The 11,882-nt window shown below is 68.5% G+C and carries 18 protein-coding genes; 9 read left to right on the forward strand and 9 right to left on the reverse strand.

The window, feature by feature from the left end; translation table 11 throughout:
• Nucleotides 1-4: 4 nt before the first annotated feature.
• Nucleotides 5-325 carry an L-rhamnose mutarotase gene (locus tag QFZ21_RS13435; RefSeq protein ID WP_307378649.1) on the forward strand — a complete coding sequence of 107 codons (321 nt, stop codon included), beginning with the start codon at nucleotides 5-7 and terminating at the stop codon, nucleotides 323-325.
• Nucleotides 326-336: 11 nt separating this feature from the next.
• Here the strand turns inward: QFZ21_RS13435 and QFZ21_RS13440 are convergent, their stop codons facing one another.
• Nucleotides 337-777: a carboxymuconolactone decarboxylase family protein gene (locus QFZ21_RS13440; protein ID WP_307381306.1), complete on the reverse strand. Its 441-nt coding sequence runs from the start codon at nucleotides 775-777 to the stop codon at nucleotides 337-339.
• Nucleotides 778-902: 125 nt separating this feature from the next.
• Between QFZ21_RS13440 and QFZ21_RS13445 the strand changes: the two genes are divergently transcribed.
• Nucleotides 903-1,079 carry a hypothetical protein gene (locus tag QFZ21_RS13445; RefSeq protein WP_307378652.1) on the forward strand — a complete coding sequence of 59 codons (177 nt, stop codon included), beginning with the start codon at nucleotides 903-905 and terminating at the stop codon, nucleotides 1,077-1,079.
• A gap of 10 nt (nucleotides 1,080-1,089) precedes the next feature.
• Here the strand turns inward: QFZ21_RS13445 and QFZ21_RS13450 are convergent, their stop codons facing one another.
• On the reverse strand, nucleotides 1,090-2,040 hold the full coding sequence (locus QFZ21_RS13450; RefSeq protein ID WP_307378655.1) for an SDR family oxidoreductase: 951 nt from the start codon (nucleotides 2,038-2,040) through the stop codon (nucleotides 1,090-1,092).
• Nucleotides 2,041-2,159: 119 nt separating this feature from the next.
• On the opposite strand from QFZ21_RS13450, the gene QFZ21_RS13455 reads away from it, so the two are divergent.
• On the forward strand, nucleotides 2,160-3,002 hold the full coding sequence (locus tag QFZ21_RS13455) for a helix-turn-helix transcriptional regulator (protein ID WP_307378657.1): 843 nt from the start codon (nucleotides 2,160-2,162) through the stop codon (nucleotides 3,000-3,002).
• Between the two features lie 12 nt (nucleotides 3,003-3,014).
• Here the strand turns inward: QFZ21_RS13455 and QFZ21_RS13460 are convergent, their stop codons facing one another.
• From QFZ21_RS13460 to QFZ21_RS13470, 3 genes are all read right to left on the reverse strand, one after another.
• Nucleotides 3,015-4,397 carry an LLM class flavin-dependent oxidoreductase gene (locus QFZ21_RS13460; protein WP_307378659.1) on the reverse strand — a complete coding sequence of 461 codons (1,383 nt, stop codon included), beginning with the start codon at nucleotides 4,395-4,397 and terminating at the stop codon, nucleotides 3,015-3,017.
• Nucleotides 4,398-4,596: 199 nt separating this feature from the next.
• Entirely contained in the window at nucleotides 4,597-5,298 is a 702-nt protein-coding gene (gene pnuC / locus QFZ21_RS13465) for a nicotinamide riboside transporter PnuC (RefSeq protein ID WP_307378661.1), read from the reverse strand.
• Between the two features lie 5 nt (nucleotides 5,299-5,303).
• Nucleotides 5,304-5,849, reverse strand: coding sequence for a GNAT family N-acetyltransferase (locus tag QFZ21_RS13470; protein ID WP_307378664.1), 546 nt, complete (start codon nucleotides 5,847-5,849; stop codon nucleotides 5,304-5,306).
• 221 nt (nucleotides 5,850-6,070) lie between these two features.
• On the opposite strand from QFZ21_RS13470, the gene QFZ21_RS13475 reads away from it, so the two are divergent.
• Nucleotides 6,071-6,277, forward strand: coding sequence for an antitoxin MazE-like protein (locus tag QFZ21_RS13475; protein ID WP_307378667.1), 207 nt, complete (start codon nucleotides 6,071-6,073; stop codon nucleotides 6,275-6,277).
• Nucleotides 6,274-6,600 carry a type II toxin-antitoxin system PemK/MazF family toxin gene (locus QFZ21_RS13480; protein WP_307378669.1) on the forward strand — a complete coding sequence of 109 codons (327 nt, stop codon included), beginning with the start codon at nucleotides 6,274-6,276 and terminating at the stop codon, nucleotides 6,598-6,600. Before QFZ21_RS13475 ends, QFZ21_RS13480 begins: the two co-directional genes overlap by 4 nt.
• Nucleotides 6,601-6,606: 6 nt before the next feature.
• Here the strand turns inward: QFZ21_RS13480 and QFZ21_RS13485 are convergent, their stop codons facing one another.
• From QFZ21_RS13485 to QFZ21_RS13495, 3 genes are read right to left on the reverse strand one after another with little or no spacing between them, the layout of a single operon-like run.
• Nucleotides 6,607-7,686 carry a hypothetical protein gene (locus QFZ21_RS13485; RefSeq protein WP_307378672.1) on the reverse strand — a complete coding sequence of 360 codons (1,080 nt, stop codon included), beginning with the start codon at nucleotides 7,684-7,686 and terminating at the stop codon, nucleotides 6,607-6,609.
• Entirely contained in the window at nucleotides 7,674-7,805 is a 132-nt protein-coding gene (locus tag QFZ21_RS13490; protein WP_307378674.1) for a hypothetical protein, read from the reverse strand. Before QFZ21_RS13490 ends, QFZ21_RS13485 begins: the two co-directional genes overlap by 13 nt.
• 20 nt (nucleotides 7,806-7,825) lie before the next feature.
• Complete coding sequence (locus QFZ21_RS13495; RefSeq protein ID WP_307378677.1) at nucleotides 7,826-8,743, reverse strand: DUF808 domain-containing protein; 918 nt, start codon at nucleotides 8,741-8,743, stop codon at nucleotides 7,826-7,828.
• A 149-nt stretch (nucleotides 8,744-8,892) separates the two neighbouring features.
• Between QFZ21_RS13495 and msrB the strand changes: the two genes are divergently transcribed.
• Together msrB and msrA are read left to right on the forward strand one after the other, a co-directional pair.
• The gene (gene msrB / locus QFZ21_RS13500; RefSeq protein ID WP_307378680.1) at nucleotides 8,893-9,381 is read left to right on the forward strand and encodes a peptide-methionine (R)-S-oxide reductase MsrB; all 489 of its coding nucleotides are present in this window, start codon (nucleotides 8,893-8,895) and stop codon (nucleotides 9,379-9,381) included.
• Nucleotides 9,378-9,920, forward strand: a complete 543-nt coding sequence (gene msrA / locus QFZ21_RS13505) for a peptide-methionine (S)-S-oxide reductase MsrA (RefSeq protein WP_307378683.1) — start codon at nucleotides 9,378-9,380, stop codon at nucleotides 9,918-9,920. The genes msrB and msrA overlap by 4 nt, the downstream gene beginning before the upstream one ends.
• 207 nt (nucleotides 9,921-10,127) lie before the next feature.
• Here msrA and QFZ21_RS13510 read toward each other — a convergent pair whose 3' ends face one another.
• Entirely contained in the window at nucleotides 10,128-10,937 is an 810-nt protein-coding gene (locus QFZ21_RS13510) for an alpha/beta fold hydrolase (protein ID WP_373426022.1), read from the reverse strand.
• Nucleotides 10,938-11,034: 97 nt separating this feature from the next.
• Here QFZ21_RS13510 and QFZ21_RS13515 point away from each other — a divergent pair, with 97 nt between their 5' ends.
• Together QFZ21_RS13515 and QFZ21_RS13520 are read left to right on the forward strand one after the other, a co-directional pair.
• Nucleotides 11,035-11,322 (forward strand): type II toxin-antitoxin system Phd/YefM family antitoxin, encoded by a 288-nt coding sequence (locus QFZ21_RS13515; protein WP_307378688.1) that lies wholly within the window; start codon nucleotides 11,035-11,037, stop codon nucleotides 11,320-11,322.
• Nucleotides 11,319-11,741, forward strand: coding sequence for a PIN domain-containing protein (locus tag QFZ21_RS13520; RefSeq protein ID WP_307378690.1), 423 nt, complete (start codon nucleotides 11,319-11,321; stop codon nucleotides 11,739-11,741). Before QFZ21_RS13515 ends, QFZ21_RS13520 begins: the two co-directional genes overlap by 4 nt.
• Nucleotides 11,742-11,882: the final 141 nt, after the last annotated feature.

The raw sequence follows: 11,882 nt of genomic DNA on the forward strand, positions 1-11,882 counted from the left end.
AATCATGCGCGTCGCCCTGCATTCCACGATCGTCGAGGGATCGATCGACGAGTATCGCGTCCAGCACGCCACGATCCCGGCCGACCTCCGCGCACTGTTTGGCGAGGCCGGCATCCGGGACTGGACGATCTGGCGCTCCGGGCGCCACCTGTTCCACCTGGTGGAGTGCGAGGACTTCGGCCAGGCCATGAGCGTGGTGGAGCCGCATCCCGCGAACATCGCGTGGCAGCAGGACATCGGCCGCTTCGTGGAGGCTTTCCACGGCCCGGACGGCGAAGAAGGATTCGCCCCGATCGAGGAGGTGTGGTCGCTCGAGAACGAATGACCCCGGCCAGCTCAGGGAGCCACGGGGTAGTGGCTCGTGATCGCGATGCGGTTCCAGCTGTTGATCACGACGGCGAGCCAGGTCACGGCCGCGATCTGCTTCTCGTTCAGGATGCCGTCGACATCGATCCCGCGGTCGTGCAGCCGACCGTGGTCGCCGATCATCGTCACGCGCTCGGCGATCTGCAGAGCCGCCTGCTCTTCGGGTGTGAAGTACTGGGACTCCCACCACCCCGCCAGCACCGCGAGCCGGTCGGCGGTCTCGCCGTGCTTCACGGCGTCGGCTGCGTGCATCCTCAGGCAGAAGGCGCAGCCGTTGAGCTGCGAGGCCCGCACCTTCACCAGCTCGACGAGCAGCGGCGACAGCCCGGCATCCGCTCCTGCTTCTGCGGCCTTTCCGGCGAACTCCAGCATCGCCTGGTACGGAGCTGCGTAGATCTTGCCGATGTTCACGTGCGACAAGTCGTCTCTCCTTTTCCCGGGGCGCGTCTGCGCCTCCATGAGTACCGACGACGCAGCCGTCTGATCTGTGACGACCGACGGGCGATTCACACCGACGAAGTCCGTAGGCTGGAGCCATGACCAAGAACATCTGGACCATCCTCGGCGTGATCCTGGCCATCGTGATCGCGTGGTGGATCGTCAGCGCCGTGTTCTCGGTGCTGTGGTTCATCGCCAAGCTCGCGATCGTGCTGGTCGTCGCCGTGGGAGTCTTCTTCGTGCTGCGGAGCGTCTTCAGCCGCGCCGACGACTGAGTCCGGCTCCCTACGCCCCCGTCGTCGGGAAGTCCACGCCGGTCAGCTGTTCCGACGACCGCCAGATCCGCTCGGCATCCGCGTTGCTGCGCAGCCGCGAATACAGCGGCTGCTCGGCGGGGGCGCCGCCGAGGTGCCCGGGGCCGCGAGGTCCGTACAGATGTCCGGTCACGGCATCCGGTGACGAGGCCGCGTACAGCGCAGGAAGCGCCGCCGTCTCGGGGGTGCCGACCAGCAGCCCACGCGCCGACAGCCAGCGGATCACGCGCACGCCGACCGTGTCCTCGGCGCGGCCGATCTCGGGTCGCGCCGCGAGCAGGCTGGTCGGAGCGATGCCCGGATGCGACAGGTTGCTCGTGATCCCCCACCCGAGAGCCTCGCTGCGCCGGGCGAGCTCCAGACCGAACATCCCGAACGCGATCTTGGACTGGCTGTAGGCGCGCCCGCCGTCATAGGACCGCTCCCAGTTCAGGTCGTCCCAGTTGATGGCGCCGTGATTCGCCGAGATGCTCAGCTGCGAGGTCACCCGCGCCCGTCCGGCCCGCAGCAGGGGCAGCAGCCCGGCGACGAGGGCGAAGTGCCCGAGGTGGTTGGTGCCGAACTGCACCTCGAAGCCGTCTCGGGTGGTCTGCCGCTCGGGTGGTGTCATCACACCGGCGTTGTTGATCAGGAGGTGCACGGGTCGCCCGTCCGCGCGCATCGCCTCGCCGAAGGCCGCGACGGACTCGAGCGAGGAGAGGTCGAGCAGCACCGTCTCGAGGTGGGTCCCGGGTGCGATCGCTCGGATGGCGGATGCTGCCGCCTCGCCCTTCTGCGGGTTGCGCACCGGGAGTACGAGCTCGGCGCCGGCGCGGGCGAGCCGGGTCGCGATGCGCAGACCGATCCCGTCGCTGCCGCCCGTGACGACAGCACGAGTGCCGGAGAGTGGGCGGATGTCGATGTCGACGATTGTGCGGGACATGGTGCTCCTTCTGGTCACCACCAGCCTGCGGGGAGCCGCGCTGCGCATCCAGGACTTCGCGTGCAGTGGATACGACGCCCGGGGGAGTGCGAGTATCGGATCGGCAGGAGAGGAACGGCATGTCGATCGATCGAGAAGCGCTCGCGGGGTTCCTGCGTCTGCGTCGTGACACGCTGCAGCCGGAGGATGTCGGGCTGCAGCGCGGACGGCGACGGCGCACCGAGGGGCTGCGGCGCGAGGAGGTGGCGGCGCTCAGTCACATGTCGGCCGACTACTACGCGCGCCTCGAGCGCGGAGACGGTCCGCTGCCGTCTGAGCAGATGCTCGCCGCGATCGCCCAGGGCCTCCACCTGACGATCGACGAGCGCGATCATGTGTTCCGACTGGCCGGCCATCAGCCGCCGCCGCGCGGCGGAACGAGTGACCACATCAGTCCGGGGATGCTGCGGATCCTCGACCGGCTCGAAGACACCCCGGCCGAGATCGTGACGGAACTCGGCGAGACGCTGCGCCAGACCGCGCTGGGCGTGGCCCTCACCGGAGACACGGCGTCGATCCAGGGGCCGGAGCGCAGCCTCGGATACCGCTGGTTCAGCGACCCGCAGACGCGACGGCTCTACGCACCCGAAGAGCACGACTTCCTCTCGCGCCTCTGGACATCGGGGCTCCGTGAGGTGATCGGTCGGCGCGGGCCGGCGTCACGCGCGGCGCGAATGGCGGCAGCGCTGCTCGAGCAGAGCGCGGAGTTCCGGCAGCTCTGGGAGACGCACGAGGTGGGGCTCCGCCCGCGGGAGACGAAGCGCTTCGTGCACCCCGAGCTCGGCCCGCTCGAACTCACCTGCCAGAGTCTGCTCGACCCCGAGCACTCGCACGCGCTGCTGGTCTACACGGCGATCCCGGGCTCGGAGAGCCACGAGAAGCTGCGGCTGCTCTCCGCACTCGCCCCGCGCGTCGCCGTCTGACCTCGCGCGGCACTACACGCGGGCCGGCGACCCGATCCGGTACTTCGCGGCGCGGTGCGTGTCCTGCACCCGGTCGCCCTTGCCCTGCAGCTTGTGGCGCAGGGTGCCCGGCGTGTACTCCTCGGGGTAGGCGCCGCGGGCGCGGAGCACCGGGATGACGTGGTCGATCACGTCCTGCCAGGTGCCCGGCGTGACCGCGTAGGCGAGGTTGAACCCGTCGATGTCGGTCTCGTCGACCCAGGACTGCAACTCGTCAGCGATCTCCTCGCCGGAGCCGACGATCGTGGGTCCGAGGCCGCCGATGGCGTTGTGCCGACCGAAGTCGCCGACGGTCCATTCACGCCCGAGGTCCGCTTCCTCCTTGAGGTGCTGCAGCACGGACTGGATCGCGTTGGACTCGACGTTGCCGACCGGCTCGTCCTCGGCGTACTGCGAGAGGTCGACGCCCATCCAGCCCGACATGAAGGTCAGCGCGCCCTCCGGGCTCGCGTACGAGAGGTACTCGGCATGCTTCGCCGTGGCCTCTTCGCTGGTCGCCGCCGTGATGACGGTGAGCAGCGTGTAGATCCGCGCGTCGTACCGCCCGCGGCCGGCCGCCTCGAGGCCGTCGCGGATGCGCTTCACGGTCCCGGCGAGCACCTCCTTCGAGGGGGCTGCGACGAAGATCGCCTCGGCGTTCTCCGACGCGAAGCGCACGCCGCGGGGGCTCGCACCGGCCTGATAGATCACCGGGGTGCGTTGCGGGGACGGCTCGGAGATGTGGATGCCGGGAACGCTGAAGTGCTTGCCCTCATGCCCGATCGGATGCACCTTGGTGTGGTCCGTGAAGATGCCGCTCTCGCGGTCCTCGATGACGGCATCGTCTTCCCACGACCCCTCCCACAGCTTGTAGAGCACCTCGACGTACTCGTCGGCGTGGTCGTAGCGGTCGTCGTGTGCGAGCTGATCCTCCTGGCCCATGTTGCGCGCGGCGCTGGGCAGGTAGCCGGTCACGACGTTCCAGCCGATGCGACCCTGCGTGAGGTGGTCGAGTGTGCTCAGACGCCGGGCGAACGGGTACGGGTGCTCGAACGCGGTGCCCGCGGTGATGCCGAACCCGAGGTGCTCGGTGACCGCGGCCATCGCGCTGACCAGCAGGATCGGGTCGTTCACCGGCACCTGGGCACCGTTGCGGATCGCGGCCTCGTTCGTGCCGCCGTAGACGTCGTAGGTGCCGAGCACGTCGGCGATGAAGATGCCGTCGAACGTCGCACTCTCGAGCAGCTTCGCGAGATCCGTCCAGTAGGAGATCGTGTTGTACTGGCGCGAGCGGTCATCCGGATGCCGCCACAGGCCGGACGACTGGTGGGCGACGCAGTTCATGTCGAAGGCGTTGAAGCGGATCTGTCGGGTCATGAAACCCATGAAACGGGACGGGTCGCGCTCCGACAAGGAAGGCGACACGGGCGGACACATTCGCGCAGCATCCGATCGGGGACAGATGTCGGCCGACACGCCAGATGTCGGACCGATAGGCCGAATGTGTCCTACATCTGGCGTGTCGGCCGTGTGGTGGTGTGGTGATGTACCGGCGAGCACCGGGGGATGCCGGGGGTCAATCGTCGTCCATGTGCGGACTCGGATCCGGCGGGATGATCACGACCGCCCGCGCGGCCGTGACCTGCGCACGCCACCACACCACGAACCCGACGGCCGTGAAGGCCCCGTAGAAGACGTACATCAGCCCGGTCGCGTAGTAGCCCGAGCCGAAGAGCAGCGGCACCCCGACCACGTCGACCGCGATCCACACGAGCCAGAACTCAGTCCAGCCCTTCGCCATTCCGTACGTCGCGACGAGGGATCCGACGAAGGTCCAGGCATCCGCCCATACCGGCTCCCAGGAGCCGAGCGCGCGGAACAGCGGAGTCAGCGCCACCGCTCCGACGATCATCACGAGCACCATCCCGACGCGCGCACCGGTCGGCGCCCATCGCGGGGTCACGCGTCCGCCTTCGGCGTTCCGCCAGCGCACCCAGCCGTAGATCGCGACCGCGATGAACATCACCTGACGTCCGGCCTGCCCGAGCAGGTGGGGCAGCTGGTGGTCGGGGCTGAGGATCGAGCCGAGGAAGACGGTGAGCAGCAGGATGTTCCCCACGATGCCGACCGGCCACGCCCAGATCTTGCGCCGCATGCCGCCGAGGGCGCTCGCGAGTCCGAAGGCGTTGCCCACGACCTCGCGGATGAGCAGCGTCTGCCCGCCGGGCAGCATCCACTGCGAGTTGAAGGCTTCGGCCAGCCAGCGCAGAACGTCCATCGGGATCAGGATGCCGCGTCGGTCGTGAGGGGTTCGTCAGGGGTCGCCCGCTCATCGAGCGTGAGCTGCAGCATGCTGAGGTCGAGCCAGCGTCCGAACTTGGCGCCGACCTGCGGCATCCGTCCCACCTCGGCGAAGCCGAGCCGCTGGTGCAGCACGATCGACGCGACATTGCCGCTCTCGATCCCGCCGATCATGACGTGGATGCCGGCGGCACGCGCCCGCACGACGAGTTCGGCCATGAGGGTCTTGCCGATGCCGCGTCCGCGCTGGGCGCCCCGCACGTAGACCGAGTGCTCGACGGTGCGGCGGTATCCGCTGTGCGGACGCCACTGCGCGTAGGACGCGTAACCGACGACACCCGTGTCGTCGACCGCCACGATGACCGGGTATCCCTTGGCCGTGCGGTCGGCGAGCCAGGCGGCCCGGTCGTCGACGTCGACCGCATCCTCGTTCCAGATCGCGGTGGTGTGCACCACGGCGTGGTTGTGGATCTCGGTGATCGTCTCGAGATCGGCCGTCACGGCGTCTCTGATCTGCACGGTGCTCATCGGCGGGGTCTCTCTTCTGCGGCGCTTCGGGGCGCAAGCCGACGCTAGCAGGATGCCGCGGTGCGGGCAGAGTGCACGACCTCACTGTCTTGCCGGTTCTGCACATCTTCCGGCTCCCTGAGCGGGAGGCGCAGGGGGAGAGGGAAGGTCGGCGCGATGCTGGCCTCATGAGTCGGGTGAGAATCTTGCCTCCCAGGCCGTTACATGTAACACTCAGGGGCATGACCGTGAAGTCGAGGGTGGCCGAGTATCGGCGCCGGATGCGAGAACGAGGACTGCGACCGATACAGGTCTGGGTTCCCGATGTCCGGACCCCGTCGTTCGCCGTGGAGGCCGCCCGGCAGAGTGCACTCGTCGCGCACGGCCGGCATGCCCACGAAGAGCAGCAGTACGTCGAGTCGATCTCGGCTCCGTGGGACGACGAGTGAACCGTGGCGAGCTGTGGACCGTGGCGGGCGGCGTGTATGCGACGAAACCCCGGCCGGCGCTGATCTTCCAGGACGACGTCTTCGCCGCGACGGACTCGGTGACGGTGCTTCCCTGCACGTCGAACCTCGTCGATGCTCCCCTGCTGCGGATACGCATCTCCGCCGGAGAGCTGAACGGTCTCGAGCGGGACAGCGACGTGATGGTCGACAAGATCACCACGGTGCGTCGTCAGAACGTGATGGATCGTGTCGGCCGAGTGACGGCATCGCAGCTCGCCGAAATCGAGCGGTCGGTGCTCGTTTTCCTGGGGCTGGCGCGCTGAGGCGGGTCAGCGCGGCGCCGGCTGGCTCAGTGCATCCCGCACGAGCATGGCGCGGCGCATGTCAGCCATGATCGGGTCGAAGAAGCGTTCGCGGTAGCGGGCCTCGCTCACGGCGGAGAACACGAACGGCAGCGTCGCGATCATCGCGAGGAGGGTGGCGGCCTTCAGGAGGTTGACCGTGACCGGCAGCGTCGCCTCCCCGATCATCAGGTGCTCGACGGCCAGCGGCTGGTCCTCGCTGCCGGGGCCGAGCCAGAGACCGACGACCCCCTCGGGGATCGCGATGCCGCCGATGACGATCAAGAGGGCGGCGAGCAGCAGCGCGAAGAAGAGCGCCTGGACGAGCTGCGCGATCGTCATCGCGAGCAGGATGTTCCAGCGCTGCGGTCTGCCCAGCGGACGGTGCTCCGCCGCGACCGCGGATCGATGCTCGGCGGGAGTGTCGACGAGCAGAGCGCGTCGCTGCACCTCGGTGGGTGCCTGGGCGTCGTCGTCGATCTCGGACGCGCTCACGCGGAGCACGACGATGCCCGCCAGCACCGCGACCACCAGTCCGACGAGGGCGATCGAACCCCAGGACGAAGCGGATGCCATCTGCCACACCTCTGCGGAGAAGAAGGCGAAGACGACCAGCATCAGGATCACGGGAAGCGCGATCGACGCCATGTGCCCGATGGCGGAGGCGTTGCGCACCGCGAGGCGCGACGCCCACGAGATCAGTGCGCCGCCTCCCATGCCCGTCACGAGAATGCAGAGCACGAGGATCAACAGGGCCGAGAACACGGGCGACACCGTCGCCTGGGCGTTGTTGTTGTAGCCGTCGACGACGAGCCCGGCGAGGCAGGCGACGATGAGCGCGAGAGACAGCATGGTTCCGATGCCGACCGTCAGACGGCGCAGGATCGCCCGCATCACGCGATAGATGCCCCAGGTCGCGACGACCGCGAAGACGAGGACCACCACGACGGCGCCGGCCAGCAGCACCGCCAGGCCGCCGGTCGAATCGTCGGCGAAATCCACGGTCACCTCGACGGCGCCCGTCAGCGGGTAGACCACGATCGTCACCCAGAGGATCAGCGGCGCCACCCGGCGTGGCAGGTCGGTGAACCAGCGCGGCGCAGCGGCACGAAGGTCGGGAGGCCCTGCTCGCGGAACCAGCGATCGGCGTCGCGCTTCGCGCTGCGGCTCTTCTTGGTGGCGGACATGGGCTGAGGATTCCCGCGCGTCAGACGTGCACGTCGGCGGGGGATTCCTCGCCCTCGTGGAAGCTGGGCTTCTTGCCCAGCATCCGACCGATCCCGAGCACGATGCCGACGATCACCAGACCGATCGCGAGGCCGGCGATGGCCGAGATGATCGTGTCGACGATCCAGACGATGACGGCGCCAGCGGGCTCGAGCGCGTGCTCCACCGCGTGCAGGATGTCGACCGGGAAGTGCCAGCCCACCTCGCCGAGATTCACGAGCACGAGGTGGCCGCCGACCCAGAGCATGGCGACGGTGCCGAGGATGCTGATGAAGCGGAACACCGCGGGCATCGAGCGCACGATCCGGGTGCCGGTGTGCCGCACGCGCTGCACCGGGTTCTTCGCCATCTTGAGCCCGATGTCGTCGATCTTGACCAGCAGCGCGACCGCTCCGTAGACCGCGACCGTCATGAGCAGCGCGATCACGGCGAGGATCGCCAAGGTCGTCCAGATGTCGAGCCCCTTCTCGAGGCTCGCGAGCGAGATGAGCATGATCTCGGTGGAGAGGATGAGGTCGGTGCGCACGGCGCCGAGCACGAGCTTCTTCTCGTCGCGTGCGCCCTCGTCGGCATGCCCGTGCTGCACGCCGAACCACTCCAGCACCTTCTCGGCGCCTTCGAAGCAGAGGTACGTTCCGCCGAGGATCAGGAGATACGGGAGCACCCACGGAGCGAACGCCGTGAGGAGCAGGGCCGCGGGGATGATGATGAGGAACTTGTTCGCGAGCGAGCCGAGCGCGATCTTTCCGACGACCGGCAGCTCGCGAGCGGGGGTGATGCCCTGCACGTACTGCGGGGTGACCGCGGCATCGTCGATGACGACACCGGCAGCCTTCGCCGATGCTTTCATCGCGGCGCTCAGGATGTCGTCGACGACGGCGAGCAGTCCAACGGACATGTGTTCCCCCAGGTGTGTGGTTCCGGGGGCAACTCTATCGAGTCGCGAAACTCACAGCCCGCTCACAGTCCTGCGGGACCAAAACGGGGCCGGCATCCGTTCTCCTCTAATGACGGCGCAGCCAGCGACGTCGGACAAGGAGTCAGATCATGTCGAACGACTACACCAGGACCCCCGAGGCGATCAGTGCCCTCACCCACCTCCAGTACGAGGTCACGCAGCAGGATGCGACGGAGCCGCCGTTCCGCAACGCCTACTGGAACACCCACGACGACGGCATCTACGTCGACGTCGTCTCGGGCGAGCCGCTGTTCTCGTCGACCGACAAGTTCGACAGCGGAACGGGCTGGCCGAGCTTCACCAAGCCGATCGATGCGGATGCCGTGACCACGCGCACCGATCGCAAGCTGTTCATGAAGCGCACCGAGGCGCGCTCGGCCGCAGCCGACAGCCATCTGGGCCACGTCTTCGACGACGGGCCGCGCGACGCGGGAGGATTGCGGTACTGCATGAACTCCGCCGCCTTGCGGTTCATCCCCGCTGACAGGCTCGAGGAAGAGGGATACGGTCGCTACAGCCGTCTCTTCTCCACCGACACCCCCACCACCGGCACTGAAATCTCTGAGGAGCAGTCATGACCGACACCGGAACCATCACCCGCACCCCCGGCACCGAGACGGCCGTCCTGGCCGGCGGTTGTTTCTGGGGCATGGAAGACCTGATCCGCCGCCAGCCCGGCGTGCTCTCGACGCGCGTCGGCTACACGGGCGGGTCGAACGACCACGCCACGTACCGCAACCACCCCGGCCACGCCGAGGCCGTCGAGATCGTCTTCGACCCGACGAAGACGACGTACCGCGACATCCTGGCGTTCTTCTTCCAGATCCACGACCCGTCGACCAAGGACCGCCAGGGCAACGACCGCGGGTCGAGCTACCGCTCCACGATCTTCCCACTCAGCCCCGAGCAGGAGACCGTCGCGCGCGACACGATCGCCGACGTCGACGCCTCCGGCCTCTGGCCCGGCAAGGCCGTCACCACGATCGAGCCCGAGGGCCCGTTCTGGGAGGCCGAGGAGGAACACCAGGACTACCTCATCAAGTACCCGAACGGCTACACCTGCCACTTCCCGCGCGCGGGATGGGTGCTGCCGAAGCGGGAGACCGCGACCGTCTGACGCGTCGCTGGGTCCCTGAGCTTGTCGAAGGGCCCTCCGTCTCCTCGAGGCGGAGGGCCTTCGTCGTGCCCGGGGTGCCGCGTGTCGTGGCGGCGGCGCGGCGTGGGGAGGCGAACGCCGCGTGGGGAGGAGCGGATGCTGCGGATCCTCAGCCCATGCGTGCGATCTCAGCCCGACGCTGCGGCCCGACCCGGCAGGCACCGTGCGTCAGCCCTCCGCGAGGAACGCCAGCGCGGCCTCTTTGAAGTCCCTGGAGCCGGGGGCGTTGAAGTGGTTCCGGTTCGGGATCTCGAAGAAGCGCCCGTCGCGGGCCGCGGATGCCAGTGCGCGCGAGCCCTCGATGATCGCGTCCTTCGAGCCGGTCGCGAAGAGGATCGGACGGGTCGGGGCATCGTCCGGGTCCGGGTCGATCGTTCCCGATGCCCGCATCCCCTCCGCCAGGGCGACGAGCGCCTGCAGGTCGTTGCCGGGAACCCGCTCGGTGAGGGCGATGTAGTTCTGCGTGGTCTGATCGGCGACCGGTGTCCCGTCCGCGATGTAGGCGCGCACCTGGTCGAGGTCGAGGCGGGCGAGCGGGATGCCGTCGGGCACGCCGCCGAGCACCGCCCGCCCGATTCGATGAGGCAGGTCGCGCACGACCTCCCAGCCCACCCGCGCACCGAGCGAGTATCCGAGGTAGAAGGCGTCGTCGACGAGATACGCGTCCATGACGGATTCGACGTCGGTCGCCAGCGTGCGGATGCCGTAATCCTCGGGCTGATGCGGCTTCGCACTGTGTCCGTGACCGCGCTGATCGAGCGCGAGCACCCGGTACCCGGCTTTCGTGAGCTCGCGCACCCAGCCGGTGAGCACCCAGTTGTCGCGCGCGTTCGACGCGAATCCGTGCACGGCGACGACGACCGGCGCATCGAGGTCGCCCCAGGTGTAGGTCGCGAGGCGGGTGCCGTCGGCCGCGTACACCTGCTGCGGTTCGGGCATGCTGGTCAGGTCGGAGAGAGGGACGGCCACGGCATCCATTCTGGCCTTGTTCGAGTGGCGAGCGGTCGAGGTCGACCGGGCGCGACCGTCCGAGCGCACGTTGTACAGCCATGTACAACGGCGTACAATTCACGGCATGTCGACTGTCAGCGCGAGCATCGCCCGCCAGAGCCTGCCGGCCCAGCTCGATCGCGTAGAGGCCGGAGAAGAGGTCTCGATCACCCGTCACGGCCGGGTGGTTGCGGTGCTGGTCCGTCCCGACGTGCTGGCCGCACGAAGAAGTACTCCGGCCTGGGAGGCCGCGGATCGCATCGACGCGCTGCTCACGCGGGCGCGCAGCGAACCGCTGAAGACGGCAGCCCTGAGCCCTGAGCGGGCTGAAGAACTGATCGAGTCGGTCCGAGCCGACCGGGCGGATCGGTGATCACGGCGCTCGACGCCGATGTGCTGATCTATGCGGCCATCGACGGGCATCCGCTCGGGGTCCGAGTCTCAGCTCTCCTCGCCGAGGCGGCGTCCGGCTCATCGACGACTGACGCCATCGGCTCTGTGCTTCTCCTGACCGAAGTGCTCGCCAAGCCGCTGCGCGAGGATCCCGACTCCGATGAGGCATCCGCGCTCATCAGCCTGCTGAGCCGTCTCGATCTCCGACCACTCGATGCGGCGACAGCGCGACTGTCCCTGGCGCTGTCCGTCGCTTACGGGCTGCGAGCAGCGGATGCCGCGCACCTCGCGACCGCGGTCACCGCCGGAGCCGCCCGCTTCGTGACGAACAACCGCAAGGATTTCCCGAAGACGATCGCCGAGATCGACATCGTCTATCCGGACGAGCTCCCCGGCTGAACTCGCAGCCCCGGGAGGAGTCATCCGGCCGAATTCTCCGCCCGAGAGCGAGAACTCCTCCCGTGCGGGCGGCGACGAAGAGCGGATGCCGGTGGCACCGGCATCCGCTCATCGTGCGCGGGTCAGAGCCCGCAGGTCGTA

The sequence above is a fragment of the Microbacterium sp. W4I20 genome (genome assembly GCF_030816505.1).
In the GTDB taxonomy this organism is placed as follows: domain Bacteria; phylum Actinomycetota; class Actinomycetes; order Actinomycetales; family Microbacteriaceae; genus Microbacterium.

What these genes read in the sequence shown, in the direction of transcription:
- QFZ21_RS13435 (WP_307378649.1), top strand. Translation starts at nt 5, where the DNA reads ATGCGCGTCGCCCTGCATTCCACGATCGTCGAGGGATCGATCGACGAG.
- QFZ21_RS13445 (WP_307378652.1), top strand. Translation starts at nt 903, where the DNA reads ATGACCAAGAACATCTGGACCATCCTCGGCGTGATCCTGGCCATCGTG.
- QFZ21_RS13450 (WP_307378655.1), bottom strand. Translation starts at nt 2,040, where the DNA reads ATGTCCCGCACAATCGTCGACATCGACATCCGCCCACTCTCCGGCACT.
- QFZ21_RS13455 (WP_307378657.1), top strand. Translation starts at nt 2,160, where the DNA reads ATGTCGATCGATCGAGAAGCGCTCGCGGGGTTCCTGCGTCTGCGTCGT.
- QFZ21_RS13460 (WP_307378659.1), bottom strand. Translation starts at nt 4,397, where the DNA reads ATGACCCGACAGATCCGCTTCAACGCCTTCGACATGAACTGCGTCGCC.
- pnuC (WP_307378661.1), bottom strand. Translation starts at nt 5,298, where the DNA reads ATGGACGTTCTGCGCTGGCTGGCCGAAGCCTTCAACTCGCAGTGGATG.
- QFZ21_RS13470 (WP_307378664.1), bottom strand. Translation starts at nt 5,849, where the DNA reads ATGAGCACCGTGCAGATCAGAGACGCCGTGACGGCCGATCTCGAGACG.
- QFZ21_RS13475 (WP_307378667.1), top strand. Translation starts at nt 6,071, where the DNA reads ATGACCGTGAAGTCGAGGGTGGCCGAGTATCGGCGCCGGATGCGAGAA.
- QFZ21_RS13490 (WP_307378674.1), bottom strand. Translation starts at nt 7,805, where the DNA reads ATGTCCGCCACCAAGAAGAGCCGCAGCGCGAAGCGCGACGCCGATCGC.
- QFZ21_RS13495 (WP_307378677.1), bottom strand. Translation starts at nt 8,743, where the DNA reads ATGTCCGTTGGACTGCTCGCCGTCGTCGACGACATCCTGAGCGCCGCG.
- msrB (WP_307378680.1), top strand. Translation starts at nt 8,893, where the DNA reads ATGTCGAACGACTACACCAGGACCCCCGAGGCGATCAGTGCCCTCACC.
- msrA (WP_307378683.1), top strand. Translation starts at nt 9,378, where the DNA reads ATGACCGACACCGGAACCATCACCCGCACCCCCGGCACCGAGACGGCC.
- QFZ21_RS13510 (WP_373426022.1), bottom strand. Translation starts at nt 10,937, where the DNA reads ATGGATGCCGTGGCCGTCCCTCTCTCCGACCTGACCAGCATGCCCGAA.
- QFZ21_RS13515 (WP_307378688.1), top strand. Translation starts at nt 11,035, where the DNA reads ATGTCGACTGTCAGCGCGAGCATCGCCCGCCAGAGCCTGCCGGCCCAG.